The sequence below is a fragment of the Serratia marcescens genome, from assembly GCF_029846115.1.
GTDB classification, from domain to species: domain Bacteria; phylum Pseudomonadota; class Gammaproteobacteria; order Enterobacterales; family Enterobacteriaceae; genus Serratia; species Serratia marcescens_L.
Genome location: NZ_JARVZZ010000001.1, coordinates 2,467,897 through 2,482,121 on the forward strand (window position 1 = coordinate 2,467,897; position 14,225 = coordinate 2,482,121).

At 60.9% G+C, this 14,225-nt stretch carries 11 protein-coding genes and 1 pseudogene; 9 read left to right on the top strand and 3 right to left on the bottom strand.

Annotated features, from left to right (window positions below; all coding sequences use genetic code 11):
- Positions 1–87 precede the first annotated feature (87 nt).
- The 3 genes and pseudogenes from QDT79_RS11650 to QDT79_RS11660 all read left to right on the top strand — a co-directional run bounded on the left by QDT79_RS11650 (position 88) and on the right by QDT79_RS11660 (position 4,836).
- Positions 88–2,534, top strand: a pseudogene (locus QDT79_RS11650) (fimbrial biogenesis outer membrane usher protein).
- Entirely contained in the window at positions 2,524–4,158 is a 1,635-nt protein-coding gene (ecpD, locus tag QDT79_RS11655; protein ID WP_308316526.1) for a fimbrial adhesin EcpD, read from the top strand. Before QDT79_RS11650 ends, ecpD begins: the two are co-directional and overlap by 11 nt.
- Positions 4,159–4,167: 9 nt before the next feature.
- Positions 4,168–4,836, top strand: coding sequence for a fimbrial biogenesis chaperone (locus tag QDT79_RS11660; protein ID WP_060438937.1), 669 nt, complete (start codon positions 4,168–4,170; stop codon positions 4,834–4,836).
- Here QDT79_RS11660 and QDT79_RS11665 read toward each other — a convergent pair.
- Together QDT79_RS11665 and QDT79_RS11670 are read right to left on the bottom strand one after the other, a co-directional pair.
- Positions 4,833–6,299, bottom strand: coding sequence for a sensor histidine kinase (locus QDT79_RS11665; protein WP_063988835.1), 1,467 nt, complete (start codon positions 6,297–6,299; stop codon positions 4,833–4,835). The two genes, QDT79_RS11660 and QDT79_RS11665, sit on opposite strands and share 4 nt — an antisense overlap.
- Before the next feature lie 3 nt (positions 6,300–6,302).
- Positions 6,303–7,016: a winged helix-turn-helix domain-containing protein gene (locus tag QDT79_RS11670; protein WP_047728196.1), complete on the bottom strand. Its 714-nt coding sequence runs from the start codon at positions 7,014–7,016 to the stop codon at positions 6,303–6,305.
- Between the two features lie 150 nt (positions 7,017–7,166).
- On the opposite strand from QDT79_RS11670, the gene QDT79_RS11675 reads away from it, so the two are divergent.
- From QDT79_RS11675 to QDT79_RS11690, 4 genes are all read left to right on the top strand, one after another.
- A complete protein-coding gene (locus QDT79_RS11675; protein WP_308316527.1) occupies positions 7,167–7,778 on the top strand; it encodes a cytochrome b/b6 domain-containing protein in 612 nt (203 codons plus the stop codon).
- 10 nt (positions 7,779–7,788) lie between these two features.
- Complete coding sequence (locus QDT79_RS11680; RefSeq protein ID WP_130018448.1) at positions 7,789–8,565, top strand: molybdopterin-dependent oxidoreductase; 777 nt, start codon at positions 7,789–7,791, stop codon at positions 8,563–8,565.
- Positions 8,566–8,624: 59 nt separating this feature from the next.
- Entirely contained in the window at positions 8,625–8,915 is a 291-nt protein-coding gene (locus QDT79_RS11685) for a pentapeptide MXKDX repeat protein (RefSeq protein WP_060436890.1), read from the top strand.
- 65 nt (positions 8,916–8,980) lie between these two features.
- Entirely contained in the window at positions 8,981–9,451 is a 471-nt protein-coding gene (locus QDT79_RS11690; protein WP_033637683.1) for a YkgB family protein, read from the top strand.
- Between the two features lie 44 nt (positions 9,452–9,495).
- Here QDT79_RS11690 and QDT79_RS11695 read toward each other — a convergent pair whose 3' ends face one another.
- Positions 9,496–11,535: a choline transporter gene (locus QDT79_RS11695; protein WP_060440723.1), complete on the bottom strand. Its 2,040-nt coding sequence runs from the start codon at positions 11,533–11,535 to the stop codon at positions 9,496–9,498.
- Between the two features lie 397 nt (positions 11,536–11,932).
- Here QDT79_RS11695 and betI point away from each other — a divergent pair, with 397 nt between their 5' ends.
- Together betI and betB are read left to right on the top strand one after the other, a co-directional pair.
- On the top strand, positions 11,933–12,535 hold the full coding sequence (betI, locus tag QDT79_RS11700; RefSeq protein ID WP_004939107.1) for a transcriptional regulator BetI: 603 nt from the start codon (positions 11,933–11,935) through the stop codon (positions 12,533–12,535).
- A gap of 14 nt (positions 12,536–12,549) precedes the next feature.
- Complete coding sequence (gene betB / locus QDT79_RS11705) at positions 12,550–14,022, top strand: betaine-aldehyde dehydrogenase (RefSeq protein WP_308316528.1); 1,473 nt, start codon at positions 12,550–12,552, stop codon at positions 14,020–14,022.
- Positions 14,023–14,225: the final 203 nt, after the last annotated feature.

Sequence of the window (14,225 nt, forward strand, 5' to 3'; positions counted from 1 at the left end):
CGCAAGGAGTGGCATGTGAACGCTGTGCTGTTGAGAACGCTTTTGGCTGCCGGTGCGCTGGCGCTCCCGACGCTGTTGCCTGGCCGGATGGCGATGGCGGCCGGTTTGACGCAGATTAACGGCGTGCTGATCCCGCACACTTTCAGCCTGGCGTTGCGCGAGGGGATGAGTATTCCGCTGTTGTTGCATTATGAAAAGAGCGATGGCGTCAAAGACGACAGCCGCATCGGCCATGCCTTTCTCTACCTGGATCAGGACAGGCTAAAGATTCGTCGGGTGACGCTGGAGGATAACGACGACGGTGCCCCGCTGACGACGGCGATTGCCGGCCAGCTGCAGGCTTTGCAGGATGCGCCATTCGATCGGCAGCAGCATATCCGGGTCGCGGACGACGCCTGGCTGGCGCTGGATTTCCGGCAGCTCAACCTGCAACTGGTGGTGAAGGAATCCGCGTTGGGGACGGTGCTGCGCGCTCGCTCCAGCGACATCGGCGCGTCCAGCGTGGATGCCGTAAGCAGCACGCTGGATTATAACCTCGGGGTCTACGATAACCGGGCCCGCGCCAGCGAAGGCAACACCTCCAGTTATTTATCGCTCAACAGCGTCACGGCGTTGCGTGAGCACCACGTGGAGTTGAACGGTTCAATCTACGGTATCGGCAGCGGCGATGAAAACGCCACGCTGTACAAAGCGATGTACGAGCGTGATTTCGCCGGCCGCCGTTTCGCCGCCGGCATGCTGGACAGTTGGAATCTGCAGTCGCTGGGGCCGGTCACCACCATCAACTCGAGCAAGATTTATGGTCTGTCCTACGGCAACCGCGCCAACTCGACGGTATTGATAATTCCCAATCGCTGACGCCGATCGTGGTTTTTTTCCCCTCGGCCGGCGAGGTGCATCTGTCGCGCGACGGGCGGCTGCTCAGCGTACAAAACTTCACGATGGGCAACCATGAAGTGGACACCGGCAGTTTGCCCTACGGTATCTATGACGTAGAGGTGGAGATCGTGGTCAACGGCAAAGTGGTCGATAAACGCATGCAGCGAGTGAATAAATTGTTCAGCCCCAATCGCGGCGCCAATGCGCCGCTGGCCTGGCAATTCTGGGGCGGGATGCTGCGCATGGACGACTGGCGCGGCGAACGGGAGCGCCACCGCCCGGCAAAGGACTCTTATTTGCTTGGCGCTTCGGCTACCGGCAATCTGCAAACGCTTAATTGGGCGCTGTCGGGGTATTCGTTTGACGGCAACGCCGTCGGCGAGAGCCGCGTCAGCCTGCCGGTGACCGAGTCGATTCAGATCAACCTGCAAAACATGGCGGCCTCCGATCGCTCCTGGAGCCTGGTCAACAGCGTCAGCGCCGCGTTGCCCGGCGGCTTCAGCAGCGTATGGATCAATCAGGAGAAAACGCAGATTGGCGATCGTCTGTTGCAAAATGACGCCTATAACCGCGCCGTTGGCGGCAGCCTTAATCTGGGGGCGCTGTGGTCTCCGCTGGGCACCCTGAGCGCCAGCTACAACGACGATAAGAAGAACGACAGTCACTATTACAACGCCGACTATTACCAGAACATCTTTACCGGCCGCTTCGGCACGCTGGGCGTACGGGCGGGCGTGCAACGCTACAACAACGGCAGCAGCAACGCCAATACCGGCAAGTACATCGCGCTCGATTTTTCACTGCCGATGGGCAACTGGCTCAGCGCCGGCGTTTCCAATCAAAACGGCTACACCACCGCCAACCTGGCGGCGCGCAAGGACATCAAGGACGGGCCGATCCGCACCTTGGGCGCCAACCTGTCGCGGGCGATTTCCGGTGATACCCGCGGCGACAACCGTTTCAACGGTGGCGGCTATGCGCGCTTCGACACCAAGTATTCTGCCGGCACGCTCAACGTCAGCAGCTCCGCCGACGGCTACGTTAACAGCAGCCTGACCGCGAGCGGCAGCATGGGCTGGCAAGGGCGTGATATTGCCATCAGCGGCCGCAACGAAGGCAACGCCGGGATTATCTTCAATACCGGCATTGAAAACGACGGCCTGCTGACCGCACGGGTTGACGGCCGGATGGTGAAGCTGAGCGGCAATAAGAATTACCTGCCTTTGTCGCCTTACGGTCAGTACGACGTTGAGTTGATGAACAACAAAAACTCAGCGGAGAGCTTCGACATCGTCACCAAGCGCAAGAGCAAGCTCACCCTGTATCCGGGCAACGTGGCGGTGATCTCGCCGGAGATAAAACAGATGGTGACGGTGTTCGGCCGCATCAAAGCGGAGGACGGCACGCTGCTGGCCAACGCCTATATCAAGAACCATATCGGCCGCACCCGCACCGATGAGAAAGGCGAATTTATCATGGATGTCGACAAGAAATTCCCGGTTATCGATTTTACCCACAGCGGCAATCAGACATGCGAAGTGGATTTGGATCTCAGCAAGGCGCAAGGCGCCGTGTGGGTCGGCGACGTGATCTGCACCGGGCTGAAAACCTATGCGGGCAATATGTCATCCGGGGAGTCTGACCATGAGAGCTAACGTTGTGCTGTTGTTGTTGGCGCTGGTCGCCCCCGCGCTGCAGGCGGCGGTCAGCCAGACCAACTGGCCGGATGCGGCGGTAATGAAATTTGTCTTCGTGGAGAACAACGCCGACGACAACTTTTTCGTCACGCCGGCCGGCGGGCTGGATCCGCGCATGACCGGCGCCAATAAGTGGACCGGGCTGAAATACGGCGGTTCCGGCACTGTCTATCAGCAGAGCCTGGGGTACGTGGATAATGGTTACAACACGGGGCTGAATGCCAACTGGCGCTATGACATGTGGCTGGAAAATGCGCCGATAAAGAATCCGTTTCTCGGCCTGCGCTGCATCAACTGGTATGCCGGTTGCAATATGGATACCAGCTTGATTCTGCCGCAGACCACCGACGAAAAGGGATTTTACGGTGCCGTGGTCACGCCCGGCGGCGCAAAATGGATGCACGGCATGATGTCGCCGAGCTTCTATCAGTATCTGAAGCAGATGGCGGCGGGTGACGCATTCAGCATGCAGATCAACGGCTGCCAAACGTCGGTGGCTTACGACGCCGCGACCGGCGGCCGCTGTCGGGATCAGGCCAGCGGCAGCTGGTATAAGCGCACCGTCACGCACAGCAAGGCTGCCCACCTGCGCTTTATCAATACCAACGCCGTATCGGAGGTGTTCGTCAACAGCGATGGGGTGCCGATCATCGGTGAGGGCAATGCCGATTGCAAGAACCAGACCATCGGCGCCCGCTCAGGCATCATGTGCAAGATGGTCAGCTACGATTTGCAGACCGACGGCAGCGTGAGCAATACCTCGATTCATATTTTCCCGGCGATTAACCATGCGGCGCTGTCATCCGCGGTGAACGCCGCCGATCTGCAGTTCAGTCTGAACGGCAACACCTGGAAAAATACGTCGGGCACCGGCAGCTACTATACGTTTAACGAGTTGAAGAGCAGCAACGCCGTGTATGTGTTCTTCTCCAGTAACTTCTTCAAACAGATGGTCGCGCTGGGGATTTCCGACAGCGGCACTCGCGATCTGATCAATTTCCGTTTTCAGAACACCACCTCGCCGGAGTCGGGATGGTATGAGTTTTCCACCTCAAACCAGCTGATTATCAAGCCGCGCGATTTCAGCATCAGCATTATTTCCGATGATTACGACAACAGCCCACACCGTGAAGGTTATGTCGGCCCGGCGGAACCGGCGCTGGAGTTCGGCTACTTCGTGACCACCAGCGGCAAAACCGCCGCCGATCAGGTGAGGGTGATGGCGACCGGGCCGACTCAGGCGATCAACGGGGTGAACTATTGCCTCTTTTCTTCTGCGGATAACAGTACCCAGGTACCGTTCCCCGCCACCCTCGGCATCACCACCAGCACCAACGGCCAGCAGAGCTTCGCCGCCGGCTGCGATGGCCAGTGGCACGACATGACCAATGCGCTCTGGAGCAGCACGCCGTGGAATGATATCTCCGGTGAAGTGGGAGTGCTGAACAAGACCCGCGTGACCTTTAGCATTCCGATGAACAATCCGATCTCGCTGAGAACCGTCGACGGCAACGGTTGGTATGGCGACGTCAGCGCCGCCGGTGAAATTCATGTCGAAGCCACCTGGCGCAACATCAATTGAGGACAAGGCGTGAAACTTGTGCTGATAGGGTTGCTGTGTTTGTCCTTCCCCTTTACCGCCGCTGCAATCAATGTCGGTACCCTGACGTTTGCCATGGATCAGGATCGCTCATTCACCGCCAAGCGGGTGTTGAATAACAACCGTAGCGCGCGCCTGTATCAGGTGAGCATTCGCGCCATCGATCGGCCGGGAGAGCGCGAGGTGCGCAGCCGGCCGGCGGATGGCGAGCTGCTGTTTGCGCCGCGCCAGCTGACGCTGCAGGCCGGGCAGGCGGAGTACTATAAGTTTTTCTACCGCGGGCCGCAGGATAATCGCGAGCGTTATTACCGGGTATCATTTCGCGAAGTGCCGACCCGATTGTTCGAACCGGGGCCGCGTCGGGGCGCCGGCGTCAACCTGGAGCCGATCGTGGTGATGGACACCATTCTGGTGGTGCGCCCGCGTCAGGTAAACTTTGCCTATCGGCTCGATACCCAGCGCGGTACGCTCACCAACACCGGCAACACCTATTTCAAGTTCCTGCTCAAGCCGGGCTGCAACAGCACAGATGAAGAGGGTGTCACCGAATACCTGCGCCCCGGCGATACGCTGACCCATGCCGGTATTCGGCTGAAGGGGCAGAAATTCATTATCTATAACGACAAATTTATCAGCGTCGATCGCAGCTGCCTCGATTAACGCGGCGGAATGGCAAAGCGGAAACAGGCGCCGCTTTGCGCTTGTTCGATCAGCTGAATATCGCTGTCGTGCAGCTGCAGAATGCGCCGCACGATCATCAAGCCCAGTCCGCCGGAAGGGCGCCGGGCGCCGCTCAGGACAGACGGGCGTACGAACAGATCGGCGCGCAGCGTCTGCGGAATGCCGGGGCCGCTGTCGCTGACCTGCACCATCACCCGATCGTCCTGCCGCCACAGCCGCACGCCGATGTCTCCGCCGGGCGGCGTATGGCGAATGGCGTTGTCCAACAGGTTAGTCAGTACCCGCTCAATCATGCTGAGATCGGCGAACACCGGCGGAATGCCGGGGGGAATGTCGGCGTGCAGCCGCTGGTTGCGCGCCTCCGCCGCCAGCTCGAACTTTTGGAACACGTCCTGCAACAGCTCGCTGAGGGAAAAAGGCTCTTTCTGCGGTTTCACCACGCCGTACTCCAGCCGCGCCAGCTCGAACAGCTCCTGCGCCAGCTTGCCCACCTTGCGGCTCTGCGCCAGCGCGATCTCCAGATAGCGCCGCCGATCGGCTTCGCTCAGGGTGGCAGCCTTGACCGACAGCGTCTCCAGATAGCCGTGCAGCGAGGTGAGCGGGGTGCGCAGATCGTGCGAGACGTTGGCGATGAACTCACGCCGCAGCCGATCCTGCTGCGCCAGCGTTTGCCACTGATCGGCAAGGCGCTGCGCCATGCGGTGGAAAGCCTGCTGCAGCTGGCTGACTTCGTCGCGCCCGGCCCGTACCGCAGGCAGCGCCGCGTAGGCCTGCACCGCCTCGATGCCGCCGCTGTCCAGCGCGCTGACCTGCCGGGTCAGGCGACGGATAGGGCGCGTCACCCAATAAAACGCGAAACCGCCGGCCAGCAGGCTGAACAGCACCATCAGCCCGGAGGTCCACAGCGCCATCCTGACCGCCGAGTTGAACTGGGCGTTGCTGGCCAGCGCCGTGTACTCTTCGCCGAGCAGCACCACGTACAGATAGCCTTCGATCCGGCCATCGACCTTAAGCGGCGCGACGCTGAACACCTTGCGCCCGTCCGCGCTGCGCGGATCGTCGCCATACACCGGCATCGGCGCGCCACCGAGCAGCGCCTGCAGCGGCGGCAGCGCGACCCGCTGCCGCTTCAGATGCCCGGCCGGCGCGGCGTTGCCGATAATCGCGCCCTGTTTGTCGAGAAGGTAAACCTCAACGCTGGGATTCACCGCCATCAGCTGATCGAACAGGGTATGCACCGCCTGCGGATCCGGCCCGTTCACCCCCAGCAGCGGGTTGCTGTCGGCAATATGCTGCGCCAGGTTGCCGGACAGGCGCTGGATCACCGCCTGGCTGTACTGGGTGCTGCTGCGCACCTGCATCCAGCCGGAAAAGGCGCAGCCGATGACGATCAGCAGCGCGAAGATCAGCGTGAGGCGTTGCGCTAACGTAAGGTTTTTCATGGCTCACTCTTGCGGCGCGGCCGCGAATTTATAGCCCATGCCCCACACCGTGAGGATGCGCTCGGGTTCCGCCGGGTTGCGCTCGATCTTGATGCGCAGCCGGTTGATATGGGTGTTGACGGTGTGCTCATACCCCTCGTGCTGATAGCCCCAAACCTGATTCAACAGGCTCAGGCGTGAGAACACCTGGCCCGGGTGGCGGGCGAAAAAGTACAGCAGGTCGAATTCGCGCGGCGTCAGCTCGACCGGCTGCTGATGCAGGTGCACTTCGCGGGCGATGGGGTCGATGGTCAGATCGTTGAAGCTGAGCACGCCAGCGTCCATGCGCAGGTTGCGGCTCATCGCTTCCTGGCGGCGAAACAGCGCCTTGACCCGCGCCACCAGCTCCAGCATGGAGAAGGGCTTGGCCAGATAGTCGTCGGCACCCAGCTCCAGCCCCAGCACGCGGTGCACCTCGCTGGAGCGCGCGCTGGTGATGATGATTGGCGTGTAGCGCGTCATGGTGCGCGCTCGGCGGCAAATTTCCAATCCGTCCACGCCCGGCAGCATCAGATCGAGGATCAAGGCATCCCAGCCGCCCTGTTCCAACATCGCCATGCCCCGATTGCCGTCGGCGGCGTGGCTGATGGCGTAACCTTCGTCGCGCAGATGCAGTTGCAGCAGCTCGGCGATGTCGCCGTCGTCCTCGACGATCAAAATTCGTTTTGGCTTGTCCATTCTCATTACCGCTGATTGCCCGTTTCTCTCTGAAGTCTACACAACCCCCATCGGCGGAGTTATCACATTTTATTTAACTTTGCGTGAGGTCTTGGGGAACAAATCCGGCGAATACTTGGCTCATCGCATCGTTAGCTGGCAGGAATCTTTATGAGCCTCACTTTCACTCCGGAACAACGACAGACGGTGCATCCGCTGTGGCTGCGGTTGACGCACTGGCTGAATGCGCTGGCGATGCTGATCATGGTGACCAGCGGCTGGCGCATCTACAACGCCTCGCCGCTGTTCAACTTCAGCTTTCTCAATGAGCTGACGCTCGGCGGTTGGCTGGGCGGCGCGCTGCAGTGGCACTTCACCGGCATGTGGCTGTTCGGCGTCAACGGGCTGTGCTACCTGCTGATCAACCTGGCCAGCGGGCGTTTCAAACGCAAATATTGGCCGCTCAGCCCACGGCAGTTTCTCGCCGATATAGGCGCCGCGTTGCGCGGCAGGCTGCAACACGCCGACCTGCGCCACTACAACATGGTGCAACGCGTGGCTTATCTGTCGGTGATGATCCTCGGCGTGATGAGCGCGCTGTCCGGGCTGGTGCTGTGGAAATCGGTGCAGTTTCCGCTGCTGCGCACGCTGCTCGGCGGTTATGAGGCGGCGCGCTATATCCACTTTTTTGCCATGTCGGCGCTGGTGGCCTTCGTCGCGATTCACCTGGTGATGGTGGCGCTGGTGCCGCGGACGCTGCTGGCCATGCTGCGCGGACGCTAAGGAGTGAATGATGGAAAAGGATAAACGGATCATGACGATCGGTGAAGGGCAGGCGATCGTCAAAGAAGCGCAGCGGCTGTTGAGCGCGCCTTCGCGCCGCCGCTTTCTGCGCAACGGCCTGACGCTGGGCGGCATCGCCATGCTCACCGGCTGCGATCTCAGCGATAACGCCAACGTCGAACAGGCGCTGAGCCGCATCTCGCGCTTCAACGATCGGGTACAGGGCTGGCTGTTCAACGGCGATCGCCTGGCGCCGGTCTACCCGGAATCGATGATCACTCGGCCGTTCCCGTTCAACGCTTTCTACGCCGAGGAGGACGCGCCGGACATCAACGGCGACGATTACCGGCTGGAGGTGGCGGGACTGGTGCAGGACAAACGCGCCTGGAGCCTGCCGCAGCTGCACCGCATGGCGCAGGTCAGCCAGGTGACGCGCCATATTTGCGTCGAGGGCTGGAGCGCCATCGGCAAGTGGGGCGGCGTGCCGTTCGCGACCTTTCTCCAGGCGATTGGCGCGGATCTGAGCGCCCGCTACGTCAGCTTTACCTGTGCCGACGATTACTACACCAGCATCGACATGGCCACCGCGCTGCACCCGCAGACGATTATCGCGCTGACCTATGACGGGCAGGTCTTGCCGCGCAAATACGGCTACCCGATGAAGCTGCGCATGCCGACCAAGCTGGGCTACAAGAACCCGAAACACATTCAGGTGATCGAGGTCACCAACCGCTTCCCGGGCGGTTACTGGGAAGACCAGGGTTACAACTGGTTTGGCGGCAGCTGAGGCAGCCACCGGCCATTCTCCGGCACCCCGGTGCCTTTGACATGACGGAAGGAAATACCATGAAAAAGTTATTCGCAATGATGATGTGCAGCGCGCTGATGCTGGGCGTGGCCGGCGCCAACGCCGCAGACGGCATGAGCAAAGACGCGATGAAAAAGGACGGCATGAGCCAGATGTCGCACGACGGCATGGCGAAAGATGGCATGAAGAAAGAGTGCATGGGCAAAGAGTGCATGAAGAAAGACAAGATGGGCAAAGACGCCATGAAAAAGGATGGCATGGCGAAAGACGGTATGGCCAAAGACGGTATGAAGAAAGACGAAATGAAGAAGGACGCGATGGGGCACTAAGCCGCCGCACCCCGCGGCCGCAAGCGGGCGATCCGCGGCGGCCGTGGGCAACATAAGGAGAGAGGATGATGCTGGCGACATGGCTGCGGCGCTTTCAGCGCTCGAACGGGGACGTTATCTTTATGCGCGCGGCGCTGGTGGTGATCTTCGCCGCCTTCGGTTACGCCAAGTGGTTTGATTACGAGGCGCAGGGGCTGGTACCGCTGATCGGCAACAGCCCGCTGCTGAGCTGGATGCATCAGGCGTTCGGCATCCGCGGCGCCAGCTATGCGCTGGGCGTCGCCGAGTGGAGCTTCGGTTTGCTGCTGCTGGCGGGATTCTGGTCGCGGCGGCTGGGGTTGCTGGGGGCGATCGGTTCGACGGTGACCTACCTGACCACGCTGACGCTGATCTTTTCCACGCCGGGTGCCTGGGAGCCTTCCGCCGGCGGTTTCCCGGCCATGGCCGGGGCCACCAGTTTTTTAATCAAGGATCTGGTGTTACTGGCCGGTTCCCTGGTGCTGCTGAAAGCCGACTTGCCGGCCGAGCAGGCATAAAAAAGGGCGTAGCCTGGCTACGCCCTCTCGTTATTTATCGACCGTCACATATCCGGGAAGGTCAGGGTGCCCCCCGGCGCTTCGCGATGAATGTGCAGGAAGTTCAGGTGCTTCTCGTACTGGTCGAGGATATCGCCAATCACCTGTTCCTTGCTGTAGTCCATCAGGTCGTTGCCCTGGGTGCCTTCCATCAGGAAGGTTTCCAGCCGGTAGTAGTGCGACTTGCCGGAGCGGGCGCGGTAGGTGAAGCCCGGCACCGAGTAGCGCATCGGCCAGATCTGATAGATGAAGTTCTGTTCCTCACCCAGGCGCACCAGCAGCTCCAGGTGGTTCAGGCGTTCGTCTTCGGTCGGTGGCACTTCGCTGAACTCCACTTTCGCGCCGCGCAGCTCCAGCTCGCGCGCCACGTCCTGCATCGCCGGGCGGCAGACTTTATCCAACATTTTCTGCGTGTACTGGGTGCCCGGGTAGTTCATCACCCGTGACAGGCGCTGTTTCCAGTTGAGCACGTCGTGGCTGGAGACCGGCACCGGCGCCAGTGTGCTGAGCGCGCTGGCCTTGCGGTAGTCTTCCACCCGCAGCGATTTATACAGCCCTGCCATCACGAAGAAGATCACGAAGCTGAACGGCAGGCCCATGATCACCGTGGTTTTCTGCAGCGCCGGCACGCCGTCGGTCATCAGCATGCCGATGGTCAACAGGCCGATGGCCACCGACCAGAAAATCCGCAGCCAGTTCGGCGCATCATTATTGATGTCGGCCAGGCGCGAGGTGAAGTTGCCCAGCACCAGCGAGCCGGAGTCCGCCGAGGTGACGTAGAACAGCAGGCCGGTGATGGTGGCCACCGAGGCGCTGAAGGTGAAGCCGGGGTATTGCGCCAGCAGGCTGTAGAAACCGCGCTCCGGGAACTGCATCACTTCCTGAGCAAACTCGGCGTTGCCGTGAATGATCTGGTAGAGCGCACTGTTGCCGAAGATAGACAGCCACAGCAGGGTGAACACGAACGGTATAATCAGCGTGCCGACCACGAACTGACGAATGGTGCGCCCGCGCGAGATGCGCGCCAGGAACAGGCCGACGAACGGCGACCACGCCACCCACCAGGCCCAGAAGAACAGCGTCCAATTGTTCATCCACTCCACCGGCCGATCGAAGGCGAAGCTGTTGAGCGTCATGCCCATAAAGCGATTGACGTAATCGCCGACGTTGAGCACCAGCGCGTTGAGCAGGAACTCGGTGTCGCCAAAGAACAGCACGAACAGGATCAGGCCCAGCGCCAGCAGCACGTTCAGCTCGGACAGGATGCGGATGCCCTTGTTGACGCCGGAGGTGACCGAGATGGTGGCCATGATCACCGACAGCAGGATCAGCGAGCCCTGCACCGTCAGGTTTTCCGGGATTTCGAACAGCACCTTGAGGCCGTAGTTGAGTTGCACCACGCCGATGCCCAGCGTGGTGGCGATGCCGAAGATGGTGCCGAGCACCGCGGCGATGTCCACGCTGTGGCCGATCGGCCCGTTGATGCGCTTACCGAAAATGGGGTACAACGCCGAGCGGATGGTCAGCGGCAGATTGTAGCGATAGCTGAAGTAGCCGAGGGCGATGCCCATCAGCGCATACATCGACCAGCCGGTCAGGCCGTAGTGGAACAGCGTCCAGACCATCGCCTGGCGCGCGGCTTCCAGCGTTTGCGCGTCGCCTTCCGGCGGCATCATGTACTGGGTCACCGGCTCGGCGACCGAGAAGAACATCAGGTCGATGCCGATGCCGGCGGCGAACAGCATCGCCGCCCAGCTCATCAGGCTGAACTCCGGCTTGGACTGCTCCGGCCCGAGCTTGATCGAACCGAAGCGCGAAGCGGCGATAAACACCACGAACACGATGTACAGCGTCGCCGCCAGCAGGTAGTACCAACCGAAGGTGGTCGACACCCAATTCAGCGTGCGGGTGATCCACTGCCCGGAGAAGTCGGTGAAAAAGATGGTCATCAGCGAGAAGGCCAGGATCAGCCCTGCCGAGGTGAAGAAAACCACAGGGTTGAGGCGGTCCTGCTGCGGTTTGGAGGAGGTTTCGTGGGTTGTCATCGTCATCCTCTGAACTGAGAAAATCGTGCCGCTCCGCATTCCGGGGCGCGTTGGCCTCTGGAAAACGGGCGAATGAAGGCGGCGGCCATCCCCGTGAGGAGGGCCTGAATGATACCGCTTTCGCCTGTTAATGAAGCGCCGGCGCGCTTCGCGGCGGGAACCGCTTACAGCCACTGATTTTGGTCAGATTCGTTAATTACCTCACAAAAATCAGCCAGTTCCACAACCAGATAGTACAAATTTTTAACCAGGCGGCAATAAAATATATGCAATTTTTATTGAACGTTCAATCAAAAAAAAGTTTAATGGTCCTCATGATGACCTGAATCACGGGCGAAACGGCAGTGAAATTTGCCCGCTGAGATAAGGCCGAAGTCGGTTTTGTGAGAGTCGAAATATGCCAAAGGTAGGAATGCAGCCAATCAGAAGGCAGCAGTTGATTGATGCCACGCTCGCCGCGGTAAACGAAGTGGGAATGCATGACGCCACCATCGCGCAGATCGCGCGGCGGGCCGGCGTTTCCAACGGCATCATCAGCCATTATTTCAAGGACAAGAACGGCCTGCTGGAAGCCACGATGCGCTATCTGATCAGCCATCTGGGCGAGGCGGTGAAGCTGCGTTTGCAGGCGCTGACCGATAACAGCCCGGCGGCGCGGCTGCAGGCGATCGTCGCCGGCAACTTCGACGACAGCCAGATCAACAGCGCGGCGATGAAGACCTGGCTGGCCTTTTGGGCCAGCAGTCTGCACCAACCGCAGCTCAACCGGCTGCAGCAGGTGAACGGCCGCCGGCTCTATTCCAACCTGTGCGCCGAGTTTCGCCGCGTCATGCCGCAGCCGCAGGCGCGGTTGGCGGCCAAGGGGCTGGCGGCGCTGATCGACGGACTGTGGCTGCGCAGCGCGCTGCGCGGCTCGGCGTTCAATCAGGCGCAGGCGCTGGCGCTCACGACCGAATACATCACGTTCCAACTCCGGGGGCAGACGCCGCCCGGAGGATAACCCAAGGAGATCCTATGTCCCGTTTTGGCTTGCAGAAGCTCTATATTCATGGCGCCTATGTAGACAGCACCGCTGGAAAAACCTTCAACGCCATTAACCCGGCGAACGGCGAAGTTCTGGCTGAAGTCCAGTCCGCCGGCGCTGAAGACGTCGATCGTGCGGTGGCCAGCGCGGCCAGCGGGCAGAAGGTGTGGGCGGCGATGACGGCGATGGCGCGTTCGCGTATCCTGCGTCGCGCGGTGGATATTCTGCGCGAGCGCAACGATGAACTGGCGGCGCTGGAAACGCTGGATACCGGCAAAGCGATGTCGGAAACCACCGCGGTGGATATCGTTACCGGCGCCGACGTGCTGGAGTATTACGCCGGCCTGATCCCGGCCATTGAAGGCGAACAGATCCCACTGCGCGAAACCTCATTCGTTTACACCCGCCGCGAACCGCTGGGCGTGGTGGCCGGCATCGGCGCCTGGAACTACCCGATTCAAATCGCGCTGTGGAAGTCCGCGCCGGCGCTGGCGGCGGGCAACGCGATGATCTTCAAACCGAGTGAAGTCACCTCGCTGACGGCGTTGAAGCTGGCGGAAATTTACACCGAAGCCGGCCTGCCGGACGGCGTTTTCAACGTGGTGACCGGCAGCGGCGCGGAAGTGGGGCAGTACCTGACCGACCATCCGGGCATCGCCAAAGTCTCTTTCACCGGCGGGGTGAAAACCGGCAAGAAGGTAATGGCCAACGCGTCGGGGTCGACGCTGAAAGAAGTCACTATGGAGCTGGGCGGCAAGTCACCGCTGATTATTTTCGACGACGCCGATCTGGATCGCGCCGCCGATATCGCCATGATGGCCAACTTCTACAGCGCCGGCCAGGTGTGCACCAATGGCACCCGCGTCTTCGTGCCGGAGGCGCTGCAGGCGCAGTTTGAGGCGAAAATCCTCGAGCGCGTGAAGCGTATTCGCCTCGGCGATCCGACCGATCCGCAGACCAACTTTGGGCCGCTGGTCAGCTTCGCGCACATGGAGTCGGTGCTGCGCTTTATCGAGAGCGGCAAGAACAGCGGCGCGCGCCTGCTGTGCGGCGGCGAACGCGTCACCCACGGTGAATTCGGCAAAGGCGCTTATGTGGCGCCGACGGTATTCAGCGACTGCCGCGACGACATGGAAATCGTGCGCGAGGAGATCTTCGGGCCGGTGATGAGCATTCTCCGCTACCAGAGCGAAGAGGAAGTGGTGCGCCGCGCCAACGACACCACCTTCGGCCTGGCCGCGGGCGTGGTGACCAACGATCTGGCACGCGCGCACCGCGTGATCCATCAGTTGGAAGCCGGCATTTGCTGGATCAACACCTGGGGCGAGTCGGCGGCGGAAATGCCGGTCGGCGGCTACAAGCAGTCCGGCGTCGGCCGCGAGAACGGCCTGACGACGCTGGAACACTACACCCAGATCAAATCGGTGCAGGTTGAGCTGGGCGAATACGCCTCGGTATTTTAACTATCCCCGTCGTCTTTCAAGCTACAGCGTTGTTGGCTGCGAGCGCAGACCCCAGTCACTTACTTGAGTAAGCTCCTGGGGCTCTGCGCCCTTGCCGCCTAGCTGTAACTCGAAATCCATAGGGGATATATCTTTTTTGCATCCAAAACTGCCTTGATATATTCAGCATGCGGAATTCAAGCCATTCGCATCATCCAGGCATA